Source organism: Martinezella dioscoreae (assembly GCF_009176305.1).
Lineage (GTDB): Bacteria > Pseudomonadota > Alphaproteobacteria > Rhizobiales > Rhizobiaceae > Rhizobium > Rhizobium dioscoreae.
Window position 1 is genome coordinate 1 of sequence record NZ_BLAJ01000019.1, and the last position, 15,045, is coordinate 15,045.

Annotated in this window: 13 protein-coding genes; 6 read left to right on the forward strand and 7 right to left on the reverse strand. The window is 58.4% G+C overall.

From position 1 onward, the window contains the following. Window positions 1-291, forward strand: a 291-nt coding sequence (locus GDN47_RS30175) for a DUF4946 domain-containing protein (protein WP_152094872.1), incomplete at its 5' end; no start/stop codon positions are given. A gap of 131 nt (window positions 292-422) precedes the next feature. Here the strand turns inward: GDN47_RS30175 and GDN47_RS30180 are convergent. From GDN47_RS30180 to GDN47_RS30190, 3 genes are all read right to left on the reverse strand, one after another. Beyond that, entirely contained in the window at window positions 423-1,433 is a 1,011-nt protein-coding gene (locus GDN47_RS30180) for a polysaccharide pyruvyl transferase family protein (RefSeq protein ID WP_069615611.1), read from the reverse strand. Between the two features lie 59 nt (window positions 1,434-1,492). After that, window positions 1,493-2,977 carry a lipopolysaccharide biosynthesis protein gene (locus tag GDN47_RS30185; RefSeq protein WP_113332805.1) on the reverse strand — a complete coding sequence of 495 codons (1,485 nt, stop codon included), beginning with the start codon at window positions 2,975-2,977 and terminating at the stop codon, window positions 1,493-1,495. A gap of 411 nt (window positions 2,978-3,388) precedes the next feature. Then, entirely contained in the window at window positions 3,389-4,261 is an 873-nt protein-coding gene (locus GDN47_RS30190) for a glycerophosphodiester phosphodiesterase family protein (protein WP_113332804.1), read from the reverse strand. A 235-nt stretch (window positions 4,262-4,496) separates the two neighbouring features. On the opposite strand from GDN47_RS30190, the gene GDN47_RS30195 reads away from it, so the two are divergent. Continuing rightward, window positions 4,497-5,624 (forward strand): ROK family transcriptional regulator, encoded by a 1,128-nt coding sequence (locus GDN47_RS30195; RefSeq protein ID WP_113332803.1) that lies wholly within the window; start codon window positions 4,497-4,499, stop codon window positions 5,622-5,624. Window positions 5,625-5,658: 34 nt separating this feature from the next. Here the strand turns inward: GDN47_RS30195 and GDN47_RS30200 are convergent, their stop codons facing one another. Beyond that, on the reverse strand, window positions 5,659-6,033 hold the full coding sequence (locus tag GDN47_RS30200; RefSeq protein ID WP_113332802.1) for a winged helix-turn-helix transcriptional regulator: 375 nt from the start codon (window positions 6,031-6,033) through the stop codon (window positions 5,659-5,661). A gap of 84 nt (window positions 6,034-6,117) precedes the next feature. Here GDN47_RS30200 and GDN47_RS30205 point away from each other — a divergent pair, with 84 nt between their 5' ends. Next, complete coding sequence (locus tag GDN47_RS30205) at window positions 6,118-6,735, forward strand: FMN-dependent NADH-azoreductase (protein WP_152094873.1); 618 nt, start codon at window positions 6,118-6,120, stop codon at window positions 6,733-6,735. A gap of 172 nt (window positions 6,736-6,907) precedes the next feature. Beyond that, window positions 6,908-7,525, forward strand: coding sequence for a hypothetical protein (locus tag GDN47_RS30210; RefSeq protein WP_152094874.1), 618 nt, complete (start codon window positions 6,908-6,910; stop codon window positions 7,523-7,525). 37 nt (window positions 7,526-7,562) lie between these two features. On the opposite strand, the gene GDN47_RS30215 is transcribed toward GDN47_RS30210, so the two are convergent. Continuing rightward, a complete protein-coding gene (locus tag GDN47_RS30215; protein ID WP_152094875.1) occupies window positions 7,563-8,540 on the reverse strand; it encodes a DUF1402 family protein in 978 nt (325 codons plus the stop codon). 202 nt (window positions 8,541-8,742) lie between these two features. Here GDN47_RS30215 and GDN47_RS30220 point away from each other — a divergent pair, with 202 nt between their 5' ends. Next, window positions 8,743-9,078: a hypothetical protein gene (locus GDN47_RS30220; protein ID WP_069615711.1), complete on the forward strand. Its 336-nt coding sequence runs from the start codon at window positions 8,743-8,745 to the stop codon at window positions 9,076-9,078. Here the strand turns inward: GDN47_RS30220 and GDN47_RS30225 are convergent. After that, entirely contained in the window at window positions 9,066-9,740 is a 675-nt protein-coding gene (locus tag GDN47_RS30225; protein WP_152094876.1) for a transglutaminase-like cysteine peptidase, read from the reverse strand. The genes GDN47_RS30220 and GDN47_RS30225 overlap by 13 nt on opposite strands. A 328-nt stretch (window positions 9,741-10,068) precedes the next feature. Between GDN47_RS30225 and GDN47_RS30230 the strand changes: the two genes are divergently transcribed. Beyond that, window positions 10,069-12,540, forward strand: a complete 2,472-nt coding sequence (locus GDN47_RS30230) for a glycoside hydrolase family 3 C-terminal domain-containing protein (RefSeq protein ID WP_152094877.1) — start codon at window positions 10,069-10,071, stop codon at window positions 12,538-12,540. Between the two features lie 100 nt (window positions 12,541-12,640). On the opposite strand, the gene GDN47_RS30235 is transcribed toward GDN47_RS30230, so the two are convergent. Continuing rightward, window positions 12,641-14,719 carry a putative bifunctional diguanylate cyclase/phosphodiesterase gene (locus GDN47_RS30235; protein WP_145634159.1) on the reverse strand — a complete coding sequence of 693 codons (2,079 nt, stop codon included), beginning with the start codon at window positions 14,717-14,719 and terminating at the stop codon, window positions 12,641-12,643. Window positions 14,720-15,045: the final 326 nt, after the last annotated feature.

Consider the following 15,045-nt stretch of genomic DNA (forward strand, 5'->3'; position numbering starts at 1 on the left):
AAGCTCGATGATCAGACACGCACTATGCTTGCAACCGTGCGCAATTCATACGAAGCCCAAGGCATGAAAACCGTCTGCGACACGCCTGTGGGGCAGATGCTTGGAGGGATTCCCGCACTGCAAACGACCTGTACAGGAGCCGTGAATGAAGTTCCTTCCGTTAAACAAGTTATTCTCGTCGCGATTGACAAGAGACAAGTTTATTCCCTGAGCTTCACTGCGCGGCCGGCAGATTTTGTCGAACATGAGGCTGAATTCACGATGGTACGCGATAGTCTACATTTCCGATGAGCCGCCGCAGCCGCTGGCTTCAATTAAAGCGAAGCCCACAAGACAAGCCCATGGGTCGTTGTTCTTCACTGGTATCCCTAAAATGATGTCTTGCGGACGCAGCCCGGTCGCATGATGCGACCGGAAATACGTCAGGCGGCCGGTGCCAATGGTTGTGTAGCCTGATTACGCGCCCAGGCGATACCGTCTTCGAGAGAGGTCGCGCGGTAGGCGAGATCGGTGCCGCCGGAAAATGCCGCCATGAACCGACGTATCTTGCCGTAGCTATTGTCCAGCACGGCATGCGGTCGTCCAAGCAGGATCGAGCAGATGTGGACATGCAACCGGTCTGTGACGATCGCGCGGCCGCGGGAAATCTGGCGGATGCCACGCCGCAACCGGTTATGCGCCGCCGCGTCGAGCTTGCGCAGGCGTATCTCGGCCGGCTTGAGGGCGAGCAAAGCCGTTGCCGCACCGAAGGCTTTGGAGATGCGTACACGTTTGGCGGATTCAGTCGTCCAGTCTTCTTTCGGAATGTCGGGATAGGCAGAAAGGTTGGCGTCTCCGACCTTCTCGAGATCCGATCTCAACATGGCAAGGACGTCAAATTCCGGTTCATCCGGCCGGATCGTTCCGATGCTGAAGGCCATATCCGGGCAAAGACGCACTTCGCAGTCGAAGTGCTTATGGGCGAACTCTTTCGATTCTTCGTCGCGGACGAGCAATACGAAATGCTTGTGGCGTCCGATGACGCGGGCGCTTTCCTCTATGCGTGCCTGCGACTTGTAATGGATGGATTGCGGGAACTGGATCACCTGCCGATTGGGAAATCGTTCCAGAACCCGTTCGCGAAAGTCCTGATGCGCATCCCAGATGTCGCCGAAATTGCCGCCGCCATGAATGAAGATCGGGCCGGTCGGCATGGTGCGCTCGAGTTGCTCGGGCGAGAAGTCGTCGATCCGCGAGACATAGGTCGGCCGCTTGCCATATCGCCGGTTGAGATAGGCCATTTCGCCGAGCCAAATGGCGGAGTCGCCGCAATTGCGGATGTCAGGAAAATCGAGGATCGCCAGCGGCTCATCTTTGCTGATGTAATCCTTCAGGCAATCGTGGATCATGTTGTCCAGTTTCGCGATCAGCTGTTGATTTGATTGTAATGTCATTTCCCCATTCCCCCGTTTAGATGACAGGTCAGTCTCCGGCCGATATCGGCCGCGCGTTTTCAGGCAGGACGAAGCCTCGGCAGCACTTTGCCGAGTATGTTTCGTACCTCCGTTTCCGGGCCGGCCGGCCGCCTCATCAACGTCCACAGCAGGAGCGTCGAACCGCAATAGAGCAGGCCGCCAAGCAGTATCAGGATGGCGAGGTGCGTCACGAGCACGAGCTTGTCGTCTGTGTAGGCAAGATGGCTCGAGGCGAGCGAGACGCCTGCCGCCATGATGGCGACGCTCACGAGTGCCCGAAGGTTCACCGATAATTGCCTGGCAACGCTGATGCCGGTGAAGCGCCGTACGAGCATCATGTTGACGGCGGTACTGAAGAGGCCGGTGAAGACGCGGCCGGCAATGACCCCCGGAAGACCATAGAGCAGCAGGCCGCCTATCATGATCGGCACGCGCAGGCAGAACATCTGCGTGTCTCGGACGAAGAGCACGCGCGTCTCGCCTTTGGCCATGCCGAGCGGCTGCACCAGCGAGCCCAGCGTCTGCAGCGCAAAGACAGACGCAAGCGACTGGATGATGAAGATGACGGGCGCCCATTTGTCGCCGAGCGCGAGCCTCACCAACGGGTCGGCGGTCACGGCAACGCCGATGCCGGCTGGAAGAGCTACAGCAGCAACCAGTGCCTGAACACGCTGATAGGCGGCGGCGAGCCTGCCCGGATCGTTGTGAATGCCAGCGAAAGCCGGATAGATCGTCTGGGTGAGGGGCGCGGTCGCCTCCCGCGTCGGCATCATAGCGAGGTTGCTGCCGACCGAATAATAGCCGAGCTGGATGCCGCCGAGCATCTTGCCCACAAGCAGATAGTCGAAGCGCCAGTTGAGCGTGCTGACGATCTGGCCTGCGGTCAGCCAGGCGGAGAAGGAGAAGAACTCCCGCATATGCTGGAAGGTGATCCTGGGCCGGAACGGCAGCACGAGATAGGAGACAATGACGTTCGTCGCCTGGCTGATCAGCGTGCCGACGACGAGTGCCCAATAGCTTTGATAGATGATCGCGATCGCAACCGAGACGACGAAGCCCGCGAATTTCTGCGAAACGGCGAGCACGAACTCCTGCCAGAAGATCAGATCGCGCTGCAGCATAATGCGCCGCGGATTCGTAAGGCCGCCCATCAGCATGCTGATGCCAAGAGCGAACATGACACCCGTCAGCCTCGGCTCATTGAACAGGGCGGCCGCCGGATAGGCAAAGATCGCAAACAGGATGCAGATCGTCAGCCCGCGTGCGGCATTCAGCGTCCAGGCGGCACTGAAATGGGATTCATCCGGTGCATCATGGCGGATCAGCGCCTCGGAAAGGGAAAGCTCGGTAACGGTCGTGACGATCATCAATATCGTCATGCCGAGGGCGACGACGCCGAAATCAGCCGGCGCTAGATAGCGGGCCAAGACGAAGGTGCTGAGTGTTGCAAGCCCGTTCACGATGGTTCGAGATAGGCTTAACCACATGCTTCCCTTGACGAGCCGTCCCGTGATGCTGCTCATGCGATACTGAAGTCCCACTGCGCTGTGATGCGACCTCTTAACCGCACAGATATCCCGTGCCGTACCAACGTCTTACGGCTGGAACGGCTGCGCAGAATTATGCAGATTCATATGGTCGCTGTGGATGGGGCGGACCCCGGCGTCTCAGCGGGAACTAGTTCAGTGAATCCTTAAGTCAACATTTCCAGTTCATTTTCGCGTCAGTTTTAATTCATCTCCGCATCATTTTTTTCGCGGGTGCAGCATTTGTCCCCATAGGGGGACGATCTCGACCGGCTCCGCTTATGGGAGGCAAGCCCTTTCGCAGGGAAAATATGTTTCGATGCGGATAACTGCTGCGGCAGGACGCAGAAGCCCGGACGATCGGAAGACCGCCCGGGCTTTTCTGTCTTGCCGTTGCCGAAGATCCTGTCAGGTGGCGCTTCTGATAGCGAGCCACCGCTTGAATTCGACATTCGTGTCGGTCTGGATGGCACCGACGCCGGCGTCAACGAGCGCTCCCCAGACGCCTTCGGGGTCGCCGAGTGCGCGGCTGTCGTTGAAGTCGAGATTATGGGAGACGTCGAGTGTATTGATCCAGAGCCGGATATTTTGACGCTCCAGTTCCTCGCGCCCGGCGGCAAGATCGGCAATGTCGGTAAATTTCACCTCGATCATCGGCGCCTCGAGCGATTCGATCATCCTGAGATCCTCGGTGAATTTTCCAGGTCGGACGGGAAACATCGGCATATGCGGGATCGAGCCGAACCAATCGGCGTCCAGTACCGGAAAGCAGCCGCTTTGCGGTTCGACATCCGACTTGATGATGACGTGATCTTCGGCACCCAGCCGCCGCACTGCAGCAATGACCTGCGGCAGTTCGCGGGGGAATTTCGTGTCGATATTGACGAAGACGCGCCCGCGTGCCTCTTCCAGCGCTTCTTCGAGCGTGGGAACGCGTTCATCCGTCATTACAGCCAGCTCTCCGCCGGCACCGGCAAGCAATCGTGCATCGCGGACTGTGGCGAAACTGCTCGCTCCGACGACACCCTTGGCGGAGGTGGTGCGGTCCAGCGTCTTGTCGTGAATGACGACGAGATGGCCGTCGGCGGTCGCCTGCGTGTCGATTTCGACGAATTCCACCCCAAGCTCGGCTGCCGCACGGATTGCCGCCAATGAATTTTCGGGAGCTGCCGACCAAAGCCCGCGATGGGCAATCGTCAGAATGTTTGGATTGGCCCGGGAGAGGAGGTCGTAGATATCGGCATTGCGGGATGAGGGCGATGTGGCGGTCTGGCTATGCATGGGAAAAGCTTTCGTGAGCTGTCGGTTTTCAGGCGGGAATGAGCGGATGCGAGGTTCGATGTCGAATGTGAGCACCAATGGGTGTGGCCGACGCGATGTATTGGCACCGATCGCTGTTATGGCTATTAATACACATAAAGTGTAATATTTATGACGAGAGCCGCGAATATGGGGTTCGGATTGTACGCTGACAGGCGCGGGCTAAGTCGGCATGACAGGAAGCAGGATTGCACTCATGGCAGCGCTTGAAAAATCCCCACTGGCAAGCGAGAACGAGCGCCTCATCCTCGATATTGTCCGCAGCCGCGAGCCAATCCCGCGCGCGACCATTACGGCTCACACCAATTTGACGCAGCAATCGGTGCATCGGCTCGTCGAGACACTGACAGCTCGCGGCTTGCTTCGCGCCGGTGCGCCATTCAAGGGCGCGCGCGGGCAGCCGAGCCCTACTATCGAACTGGAACGGAAGGCGGTTTATTCGGTTGGTATTTCCGTCAATACCGATGCCGTGACACTGTCGCTTGCTGATTTCGGCTGCGACATCGTCGATCAGGAGGTGCTCAGCGGCGTGCCCGCCGACCGCAAGGCAACGCTGGCAATCCTTGCCGAGAAACTGAGTTCGATCCTGACGCGCCACGAAATATCGCGCGCAAGTCTCATCGGACTTGGCTTTGCCATGTCGGGCTTTTTCGTCGGCGATGATCGTCGTTTCAATGCCCCGGAGCCGCTGCGCGACTGGTCTCTGGTCGATCTGCAGCCGGAACTTGAGCATGTCTTTGCATTGCCGGCCTGGTTGGAAAACAACGCAACGACGGGCGCGATCGGTGAGAGCTTGCGCGGTGTCGGGCACTGGTGCAAGACCTTTGCATACTTGTCCTTCAACTATGGATTTGGCGGCGGCCTGGTTCTGGAAGGCAGGCCTTATCTGGGCTTTCATGGGAATGCCGGGGAGTTCAGCGTCATATATAATCCCGACGAAGTGCAGCGCCGGCCGGCTTTGCAATATCTCATCGCCACATTGCGGGAGAGCGGTGTCGACATAGGCTCCCTTGAGGAACTCAAGCAGAATTTCGACCCTTCCTGGCCCGGCGTCGAGAGCTGGCTCTCCGAGACCATGCCGATGCTCGACCGTCTGATTGCCACGCTTGCCGGGGTGATCGATCCGCAAGCCATCGTCTTCGGCGGCCAACTCCCGCCCGAACTTGGGCGAATGATGATCGCGCGCGCCCGCCTGCCGTCGCAGCGTCCGCATCGCTATGGTGCCGCCCCGCCGGGGCCTCGGCTGGTTCTCAGCGAAACCAAAGGTGACGCCAGCGCGATCGGCGCGGCCCTGCTTCCGTTGAAGTTCCGGTATTTCTTGTGAGCACTTCAAAGAACTACCGACCGAAATGCCTCACCTACCGTTTGTCGTATTGGGCGCGTGCCTCCTGAATGACATCCTGATTGGCGGTTGCCCATCCCACAAGCGCCATCACCGGACCAAGCAGTTCCCGACCGGATTTGGTGAGTTCATAGTCCACTCGGGGCGGAATGGTGGGGAATAGCGTGCGCGTCACCAGGCCGTCGCGCTCCAGCCCGCGCAGCGTCAACGTCAGCATTCGCTGAGAAATGCCATCGATCCGCCGCCGCAACTCGTTGAACCGTACAGGGCCATCTTTGAGAATGGCGATGACGTACAGGCTCCATTTATCGCCGATGCGATCGAGAATTTCCCGCACCATCCGGCAATCGTCGAAATGGGGGATGGGAAAATCAATGTCATTCAGTGTCATGAATGTGCCTTCTTGCGGAGAATGAATTAGTTACATTAATAGCGTTGGTCACAATTATTTACCACTCATATTAGGAGCCAGCAAATGACCAACATTCTCGTCGTAACCTCGAGCCCGCGAGGGGCCGAAGGCCTGTCCACACGCTTCGCAACCGAGATCGCGGAAGGGCTCAAGGATCGCTTGGGCGGAACGCTCGTGACACGCGACTTGGCAGCTCAACCGTTGCCGCATATCACGCTGGCCTATATCGAAGGCCGTATGGCACCCTCGCAGGCGCGGACGCCGGAACAGACCGATGCCGTAGCACTTGCAGAGACATTGGTGAACGAGGTCAAGGCCGCCGAGGTGATCGTTATCGGTTCCGGAATGATCAACTTCAGTCTGTCTTCGCAACTCAAAGCCTGGATGGATCATATCATCTGGCCCGGCGTCACCTTCAGCTATGATGCGAGCGGCGTTAACGGCCTTCTGAGCGGCAAGAAAGCCTATGTGGTGACGGCCAGTGGTGGCGTCTTCTCCGAGGGTGTCCATACAGCCTTCGATTTTCAGACGAACTATCTGGAGCATCTGCTCGGCTTCATGGGCATAACCGACATCGAAACTGTCCGCCTCGAAGGCACGGCTCACGGCGCCGAGGCGACAAATGCGGCCATTGCCAAAGCCGAAATGCAGATACGTTCTGCGCTCGAACAGGCAGCGTGATTGGTCGCAACGGTCCTTACAAAATGGCTCGTGCCTTATGGGCCGAGCCCATTTTTCCTTCAGCGCACAGCCGATTCCGGAGGGGCCGCATTTCATTTCCGCATCATCAGCGGTTCAGCGCTTTGTCAGAACGGCTTGTTAATGCACGGCCCGTATTTTCTGGACGACCGCATTGGCGCGTAAGACTGCAATCATTATCGGCAATGGAAAGCTGGAACGCGATATCGCCGGTATCGTAGACGAGGCGCAATTCGTCATGCGTTTCAACGAACCGGTCCTTTCCGAAGGCATGAGCGGCGAGCGCACCGACATGATCATGCTGGCCGCATCAAGCAAGATCTTGTATCGGCGGCTTCTCGATCCGAGCTTCATGGATAATGCCGCGCTCAAGGCCGCAAAGGTCTTCATGCTGGCCTATCACCCCGATATCATTCGCAAATATCACCCCCGACCGAACATCTTCCAGCGTCTGCAGGGTAGAAAGGCTGACTGGACGATGCAGGCAATCGAGTTGCTGGGCAGGGCCGGCAAGGAGATCCGCATCATGCCGCCTCAGACCTACATTGACGGCTGCGGCGAGCTCGGTATTTCCGGGCGTCGCATGCACAAGGTCTTTCCTAGCACAGGCTTCCTCGGCATCTGTTATGCGCTTTCAAGGTTTCCCGCCTCGGAATGGGACATCAAGCTGTGCGGCTTTGGCTGGGAGGGATGGAAGCGGCATGATTGGCAGAACGAAAGAGCCTGGGTCGAAAACAAGATTGCCAATGATCGCGTCAGCCTGATCGCCTGATCAAACCGGTGTTCCTCATGGATAAAGTTCTGGCGGCTTACTGGCTGTTGTCGCTGCCAAGCAGATCGCGCAGCTCCGGCAGTTTGTCGTTCACCAGCCAACCATAATAATTTTCTTCCGGCAATTTCTTCCCGCCCGAAGCATCCGCCGCCTGCCGCAGGGCAGCCGCACGGCGGCGCGGCTGGCCGACATTGTAAAGCGTTGCCGTCAGGCCGGGATTGTCGGTGATGTCGAAACCCTCCGCGCGATAGGCGTCAATGGCATCCTTTACGATGGCGGCAATATAGATCACGCTGCGATCGGGATCCATGATGTCGCGGTAGATCGCCTGCGGATCGTCGACGGAAAGCTTCGGCAGGCCGCTGGTCGCATGCACGAGATCGGTGACTTCAAGGGCTGTCAAAGGGCTGATCTGGCCAAGGCCGAAGGTCTGGCCCGCAAAGAAAGGCTGAAAGAAGGCGCGCTGGAACGTCATGTTTTCGTAAGTGACGCCATCGATGACCTTGCCTCGGAAACTCTTGTCCCAGGTTTCGTCGCGGCATTCCCACAATTCTGCGCTGCCGGTGAAAGCGTTGCAATGGGCGAATTCCGGCTTCTTCAGGAAGGTTTGGACCGTCACGTCCTTATAGGCGAATTTGAAATCGGACTGCGAATAGGCGAGCGCCTTGACGTAGTAGGACTTCACCCTGTTGACGATCGTGATGTTGTAGGTGTGTTCGCCGACGAGGGCGCCAACGATGTGGATGGGGTCGATCCCATAGGCCTGCCCGGCCTTCCTGATCGAGGCCATCAGTTCCTTGTCGTCGCGAAGCACGCCGATGATCTTCTGGTATTTTTCGTCGTAGGTGGTGTTGAATGCCTTGGCCCGCAGTACCGAAGTATTGGGGATGGGTGGCTGAACGCCGTTGCGATTACCTGGCGGCACGCGCACGAGCTCACGCGCAGAAACCGCGTTCGTCAATGCAAGGATAAAAAGAAGACCGAGTGCCGGGAGTATCGACAGGCGTGTTCGCATTCGCAAAGTGGCTTTCCAAAAATATTCCCCGGCGCGAGGACGATCTTGATACGCGATCGCTATCCGAAGGCAAGAGCGTAAGCTTCTTCCGTCTCACGAATCACAATAAACTTCGATCAAAGCAGCTCTCGGCTGCATAGGCATAGGGAATATGGCCGTCCAGGGTTGCGTTCCCGTGGTCCGGGCTTTCGAAAGGATGTCGATGCAACATCTCGTGATCGCAGGGAGCATCTTGCTTGCAGCCGCCCCCGGCGAAGCTTTGCCGACGATGGCGGATGTTCCGGCGCTGGCCAAGGCGGCGGTCGCGCGGCGAATAGAGGTGCCGCCCTCAGCTATCCATATTCTAGAAGCCAAGCCGAGCGAACGAATGCCGGGCTTCGTCGTTTGCGGTCGTGTCGATACGGGAACTGCAAATGACGGCGCCGGTGCGGAAGGTGCAGAACGCTTCTTCGTCGTCATCCCCGGCAATTTTGCCATTCTGGACCAGGACGGGAAAGGCCTGGTCGACAGCTATTGGGCCGCCAATCACTGCGAGTGAAACGCCAGTGCCTTGCTGATCATGGCAAGCTCTTCGGGTGTGCGACCGGATTCCAGCCGAACCCAATTGTTCGGATTGTCGGCCGTCTGGCGCTTGATGAAAGTGTAGCCCGTTCCGCTCCAGTTTTTCACCGTATCGGTGAGATTGTCGAGGATGAGATCGCCATTATTGGTGCGCGCCATCAAGACAAGATGTCCTTCGTTATGGGTATCGAGGACGACCGTCAGCAGCAGAGCAGATCGCGGCCAGCCTGCTTCCACGAGCAATTTCTTCTTTAAGAGAACATAGTCATTGCAGTTGCCCGCACCATCGTCGGGATAGGTCCACCAGTTGATGATGCCGAGCTTGTAGATGCCGTAATGATCGTTGTCGCCGACACCCTCGATCTCATGATTGACGAGGCTGTTGATCTGCTGCAGTTGCTCCCAGCGATCATGATCGAGATCGGCGAACTCCACGCTCTTTTGGCCAGCCACGCATTCGGCTGGCTGCGCTTTGCAGAAGCTCGTCCAGCCGACGGGCACGCTCGCTTCCGTCACCTCACGCGCAAACTGATGTGCGTGTGCCGCGGCGGTATTGGCCACGGGTTTTGCCGTTGTCGCTGTCGAAAACAGCAGGCCGGCGACGAAGAGAAAGCTTGCAGCGACTAGAAGTGAACGCATACTCGGCTCCATGAGTTGGGCTCATGAAATCCGACGCGGTCAAATTTATTCGGAAAAAGATTATTCGCATTTTATCGAACCGGCGCTTTTGACCGGTACGGCAATCAGGGACGTCCATTCCTGTGCCGAACTTATGATTTCCGATCGGTTGCGAAGCGTGCTCCGTAGCGGCTGCGACCTGAATGTCGGCAAAAAAAGATATGGAATTTCATTCACATATCGCACTATCGGAAGAACATCTGGCGTGTTTATGATTTGTTGGTCTTAAATGCGAATCTCCATCGCGGATGGACGATGGAACAGCCAGCGAATTGCTCGGGAGGCCTTTATGATCGACGATATTCTCGACCGGATGACGCTTGAAGAGCAGGTTTCGCTGCTGTCCGGCGCCGATTTCTGGACCACGGTGCCGGTCGAGCGCCTTGGTGTTCCGAAGATCAAGGTTACGGATGGGCCGAACGGAGCCCGCGGTGCCGGCTCGCTGGTTGCGGGCGTCAATGCCGCCTGCTTTCCCGTCGCCATCGCCCTTGGCGCGACATGGAATCCGGCTCTTGTCGAGCGCATGGGTGTGGCACTTGCCGGTCAGGCCAAGAGCAAGGGCGCCTCGGTGCTGTTGGCGCCGACGGTCAATATTCACCGCTCCGGTCTCAACGGCCGCAATTTCGAATGCTATTCGGAAGATCCGATGCTGACGGCCGCGCTTGCCGTTGCCTATATCCAGGGCGTGCAGAGCCAGGGCATTGCGGCCACGATCAAGCATTTCGCCGGCAATGAATCCGAGATCGAGCGCCAGACGATGTCGTCGGATATCGATGAGCGTGCTCTTCGCGAAATCTATCTGCCGCCGTTCGAGCAGGCTGTGAAGAAGGCTGGCGTCATGGCCGTCATGTCCTCCTATAACCGGCTGAATGGCACCTATACGAGCGAGCATCCCTGGCTGCTGACCAAAGTTTTGCGACAGGAGTGGGGTTTCGACGGCATCGTCATGTCGGACTGGTTCGGTTCGCATTCGACGGCGGCGACCATCAATGCCGGGCTCGATCTGGAAATGCCCGGTCCGACGCGCGACCGTGGCAAAAAGCTGGTGGCGGCAGTCCGCAACGGCGAGGTCGAGCCGAAGACGGTGCGCGAAGCCGCCCGCCGCATTCTGACATTGCTGGAGCGTGTCGGCGCCTTCGAGAAGGTGCCCGATTTGAGCGAACACGCGCTCGATCTGCCTGAGGATCGTGCTTTGATCCGCGAGCTCGGAGCCGAGGGTGCCGTGCTCTTGAAGAACGACGGCATTCTGCCGCTGCAGAAGGCAGGCCTTGGGCATGTGGCGGTTATCGGGCCGAATGCTGCCGAAGCGCGTGTCATGGGCGGCGGCAGCGCCCAGATTGCCGCCCACTACAGGGTCAGCCCATTGGAAGGCATCCGGCAGGCACTATCGAATGCCAACAGCATTCACCATGCCCCCGGCTGCCGCAACAATCGCCTCATCAATGTCTTCTCCGGTGAGATGCGGGTAGAGTATTTTAAGGGCCGCGATCTTGCAGGCCCGGTGATCGCCACCGAAACGGCAAGCAAGGGCGAATTCTTCTGGTTCGACCTGCCGTCCTCGGAACTCGATCCCAATGAGTTCTCCGCCCGCATGACGGCATCCTATGTGCCGACGGAGAGCGGCGAGCACGTATTCGGCATGACGAATGCAGGCCTTGCCAGGCTCTTTGTCGATGACAAGCTCGTCGTGAATGGCTATGACGGCTGGGCCCGAGGCGACAATTATTTCGGCACGGCCAATGTCGAGCAGCGGCAAGGCATCCATCTGGAAGCCGGACAGAGCTACAAGGTGGCGGTGGAGTATTGCTCTTCCGCGACGACCGAGGAGGGGATCAATCTGACGGCGGTACGCTTCGGCGTGGAGAAGCCGCTCGGTGAAGAGGCCATGCTGGATGCCGTTCAAAAAGCAAGCGATGCAGATGTCGTTCTGCTCTTCGTCGGCCGCGATGGCGAGTGGGATACGGAAGGGCTCGATCTGCCTGACATGCGTCTGCCGGTCCGGCAAGAGGAATTGATCGACCGGGTGGCGGCCGCCAATGCCAATACGATTGTCGTGCTGCAGACCGGTGGTCCCATCGAGATGCCATGGCTCGACAAGGTTCGGGCCGTGCTGCAGATGTGGTATCCCGGCCAGGAACTCGGCCACGCCGTTGCCGATGTGCTCTTCGGCGATGTCGAGCCCGGCGGGCGCCTGCCGCAGACCTTCCCGAAGCACCTGTCGGATAACTCCGCCATGGTTGGTGATGCGTCGGTCTATCCTGGCAAGGATGGGCATGTGCGCTACGCCGAGGGCGTTTTCGTCGGATATCGTCATCACGATACGCGCGATATCGAGCCCCTGTTCCCCTTCGGCTTCGGTCTTGGCTACACGCGATTTTCCTGGGGCGAGGCGCAAGCTTCGGCAACGACGATGGGCGCGGAGGGCATTACCATCACGGTGGATGTTACCAATACCGGCGGCAGAACCGGCTCGGAGCTTGTGCAGCTTTACGTTCGCGCGCCTGCTTCGACAGTCGAGCGGCCGGACAAGGAGTTGCGCGCCTTTGCCAAGCTTCGGCTGATGCCGGGTGAAAGGGGGACGGCTTCGCTTGTCGTGCGCCCACGCGATCTGAGCTATTTCGACGAGCAGACGGGAACATTTCGAGCTATCGCCGGTCGCTATGAGCTTCTCGTGGCCGCCAATGCTCTCGATATCCGCTCCACAGTTGCAATCGAGCTCACGAGCGAATGGATCGGCGAGGTTTCGGACCGCTCGATCTGATATTGCGAACGGAGCGGCTGACCAAATCGAAGAAGGAAAGGAGGCGCAGGTCCGCGCCCTGTAATTGCTGCGGATTTTGCATTGACGCGTGAGGAACGTCCTAGCGCCGACGCATGCGATAGGGCGGCAACCGGCCGGAAAATGCCAATGCTTCATCGTCCTCCACGGACGTCTCCTCTTGAAAGATTTGCCCGACGGGCTTCGGCCGTCCGAGGAAGAAGCCTTGCGCCTCGTCGCAACCCTCGACACGGAGGATTTCAAGCTGATGGTTGGTCTCGACGCCTTCCGCGAGAACAGGGATATCTAGGCTCTTGCCGAGCGTGAGCACGGCGCGGACGATCGCTTTTGCCTGAATGCTGTGATCCACTTCGTTCATGAAGGAGCGATCGAGCTTGATTTTGTCGAAGGGGAAGGAGCGAAGCGTATCGAGCGACGAATATCCTGTTCCGAAATCGTCGATGGCAACGGTCACGCCAAGAGCCCGGATCTGTCGCAGGACATGTAAAGTACGAGTTTTGTCGGCAATGATTGTGGATTCGGTAATCTCAAGCTCCAGCCGCGACGGAGCAAGGCCGGTCTCGATAAGGATCGCATGAACGAGTTTTGCGAGATCGGCATGAGCAAATTGTACGGGTGATAGGTTGACGGCGATCTTGTAGGGCTGCTCCCATGACGCTGCCTCCTTGCAGGCCGTGCGTAAAACCCATTCGCCGATGATAAGGATCGTGCCGCTTTCTTCGGCGATCGGAATGAATTCCGAAGGCGGCACAGCACCATGCTCGGGGTGATGCCAGCGGACGAGGACTTCATAGCCGCAGATCTGCCCGGTGCGAACCGAGGTCTGCACCTGATAGTGCAGGTCGAGCTGATCCAGCTCGACAGCACGGCGCAGGTCCTGGGCCAGCGTATGACGGGCGCGGGCAGCTTCATCCATCTTGGATTCATAAAAGCAGACTGCGCGGCCGATATCGGCCTTGGCGCGATACATTGCGAGATCGGCATTGCTGACGAGGCGCTCCTGGTCGACGCCATCGTCCGGATAGACGGCAACGCCGATGCTGGCCCCTGTCGCCGTCTCGAAATCGTCGATCCGGATGGGCTCGAACAGGACCTTCTCCAGTCGGGCAACGAAATCCAGCAGTTCGCTCTGCTCCCGGAAGCGCTTGGCCGCGGCAAACTCGTCACCACCGACACGTGCGACGAACTCGCCGTCCCTGACGAGGCGGAGCAGCCGGCGCCCAATCGCCTTAAGTGCCTGATCGCCAGCCTTGTGTCCCCGCAGGTCGTTGATTTCCTTGAAGCGATCGAGGTCAATGCCGATGACTGCAAGCTTCACGCCGTCTTCGCTGGCATGTCCCATCTCGCGTTGAAGATGGTCGGCAAAGCTGCTGCGATTGGGCAGGCCCGTCAGCAGGTCGTTGAGGGCCATATGCTGAAGTTTTTCGATGGATTCGCGCGAGGCTCGCTCGTCGATCATATAGCTTGCCACGCCGGTGCCGATGATAAGCAACCCACCGCCCGCTACGGCAACGGCCATGGCCTTCAGTGCGTAGGCGTCAGCGATGGCTGCGCCGGTTACAAGCGGGGTGACCGATACGGCGGTCATTGCCGTAAAGTGAAGCGAAACCACGGCGATGACGAAAAGAGCGAGGCCGGCGATCGGGGAGAGCTGCCAAGGCCGGCGCACCGCCTGATTGAGCGCAAGCGCCGCAAAAATCACCGAAAGTGCGACCGAGGCGACAACATAGCCCTGGTTCCACTCAACGATCCCGTCGACGTGATAGGCCAGCATGCCTGTATAGTGCATGGTGGTGATGGCAAGGCCGACGACGGCTCCGCCGAATTCCGGTGCAACGCGCGGCACGCGCGACAAGGCGATCGCAAAACCGCCGGCACAGCCGATGGCAGCCAAAAGAAAGGAGGCCATCGTCAGGATCGGATCGAAGGTGACCGGCGCACCGACCTCGTAAGCCAGCATGGCAATGAAATGCGTGCACCAGATCGAAGATCCAGCCGCCACGGCGGTCAGAAAGATCCAGCCGCCACGCTGAAGTTCGAGCGTCCTTTCGGCTCGCTTGAGCAGATTGAGCGTGATCCAGCCGCCACTGACGCAGACGAACGCCGCGAGAAGAACGAGCCACAGATTGTGTTCCGTGAAGATGCAGGAAAGAACGCGCACGTAAAGATCCCAACCATAGCCATCAGGGCGAAGAAGACAGTTGCAACGACGGCTGCCGCACCTGAAATCGATGGCGATTGCTTTCGCGGGTAAACACTAAAAATCGGGTAAAGACACTTCGGGTAGATTTGCAATTTTTGCGTTATGTTTATGGTGCCTGTCTCGCGTATATATTGCGGATCATGCGTCTTTCTTCATGAAATGTTCGGTTTATGCCCGATTTAAGGCCGTCGGAGTGTGAGTACCGTATCGAACTTCATTCAATTCGACCACGGGATCGACGACTATATCCTGTATTCTTGGTAAATTTCCTCTCAATTTTTGCA

What these genes read in the sequence shown, in the direction of transcription:
- GDN47_RS30180 (WP_069615611.1), bottom strand. Translation starts at nt 1,433, where the DNA reads ATGACATTACAATCAAATCAACAGCTGATCGCGAAACTGGACAACATG.
- GDN47_RS30185 (WP_113332805.1), bottom strand. Translation starts at nt 2,977, where the DNA reads ATGAGCAGCATCACGGGACGGCTCGTCAAGGGAAGCATGTGGTTAAGC.
- GDN47_RS30190 (WP_113332804.1), bottom strand. Translation starts at nt 4,261, where the DNA reads ATGCATAGCCAGACCGCCACATCGCCCTCATCCCGCAATGCCGATATC.
- GDN47_RS30195 (WP_113332803.1), top strand. Translation starts at nt 4,497, where the DNA reads ATGGCAGCGCTTGAAAAATCCCCACTGGCAAGCGAGAACGAGCGCCTC.
- GDN47_RS30200 (WP_113332802.1), bottom strand. Translation starts at nt 6,033, where the DNA reads ATGACACTGAATGACATTGATTTTCCCATCCCCCATTTCGACGATTGC.
- GDN47_RS30205 (WP_152094873.1), top strand. Translation starts at nt 6,118, where the DNA reads ATGACCAACATTCTCGTCGTAACCTCGAGCCCGCGAGGGGCCGAAGGC.
- GDN47_RS30215 (WP_152094875.1), bottom strand. Translation starts at nt 8,540, where the DNA reads ATGCGAACACGCCTGTCGATACTCCCGGCACTCGGTCTTCTTTTTATC.
- GDN47_RS30220 (WP_069615711.1), top strand. Translation starts at nt 8,743, where the DNA reads ATGCAACATCTCGTGATCGCAGGGAGCATCTTGCTTGCAGCCGCCCCC.
- GDN47_RS30225 (WP_152094876.1), bottom strand. Translation starts at nt 9,740, where the DNA reads ATGCGTTCACTTCTAGTCGCTGCAAGCTTTCTCTTCGTCGCCGGCCTG.
- GDN47_RS30230 (WP_152094877.1), top strand. Translation starts at nt 10,069, where the DNA reads ATGATCGACGATATTCTCGACCGGATGACGCTTGAAGAGCAGGTTTCG.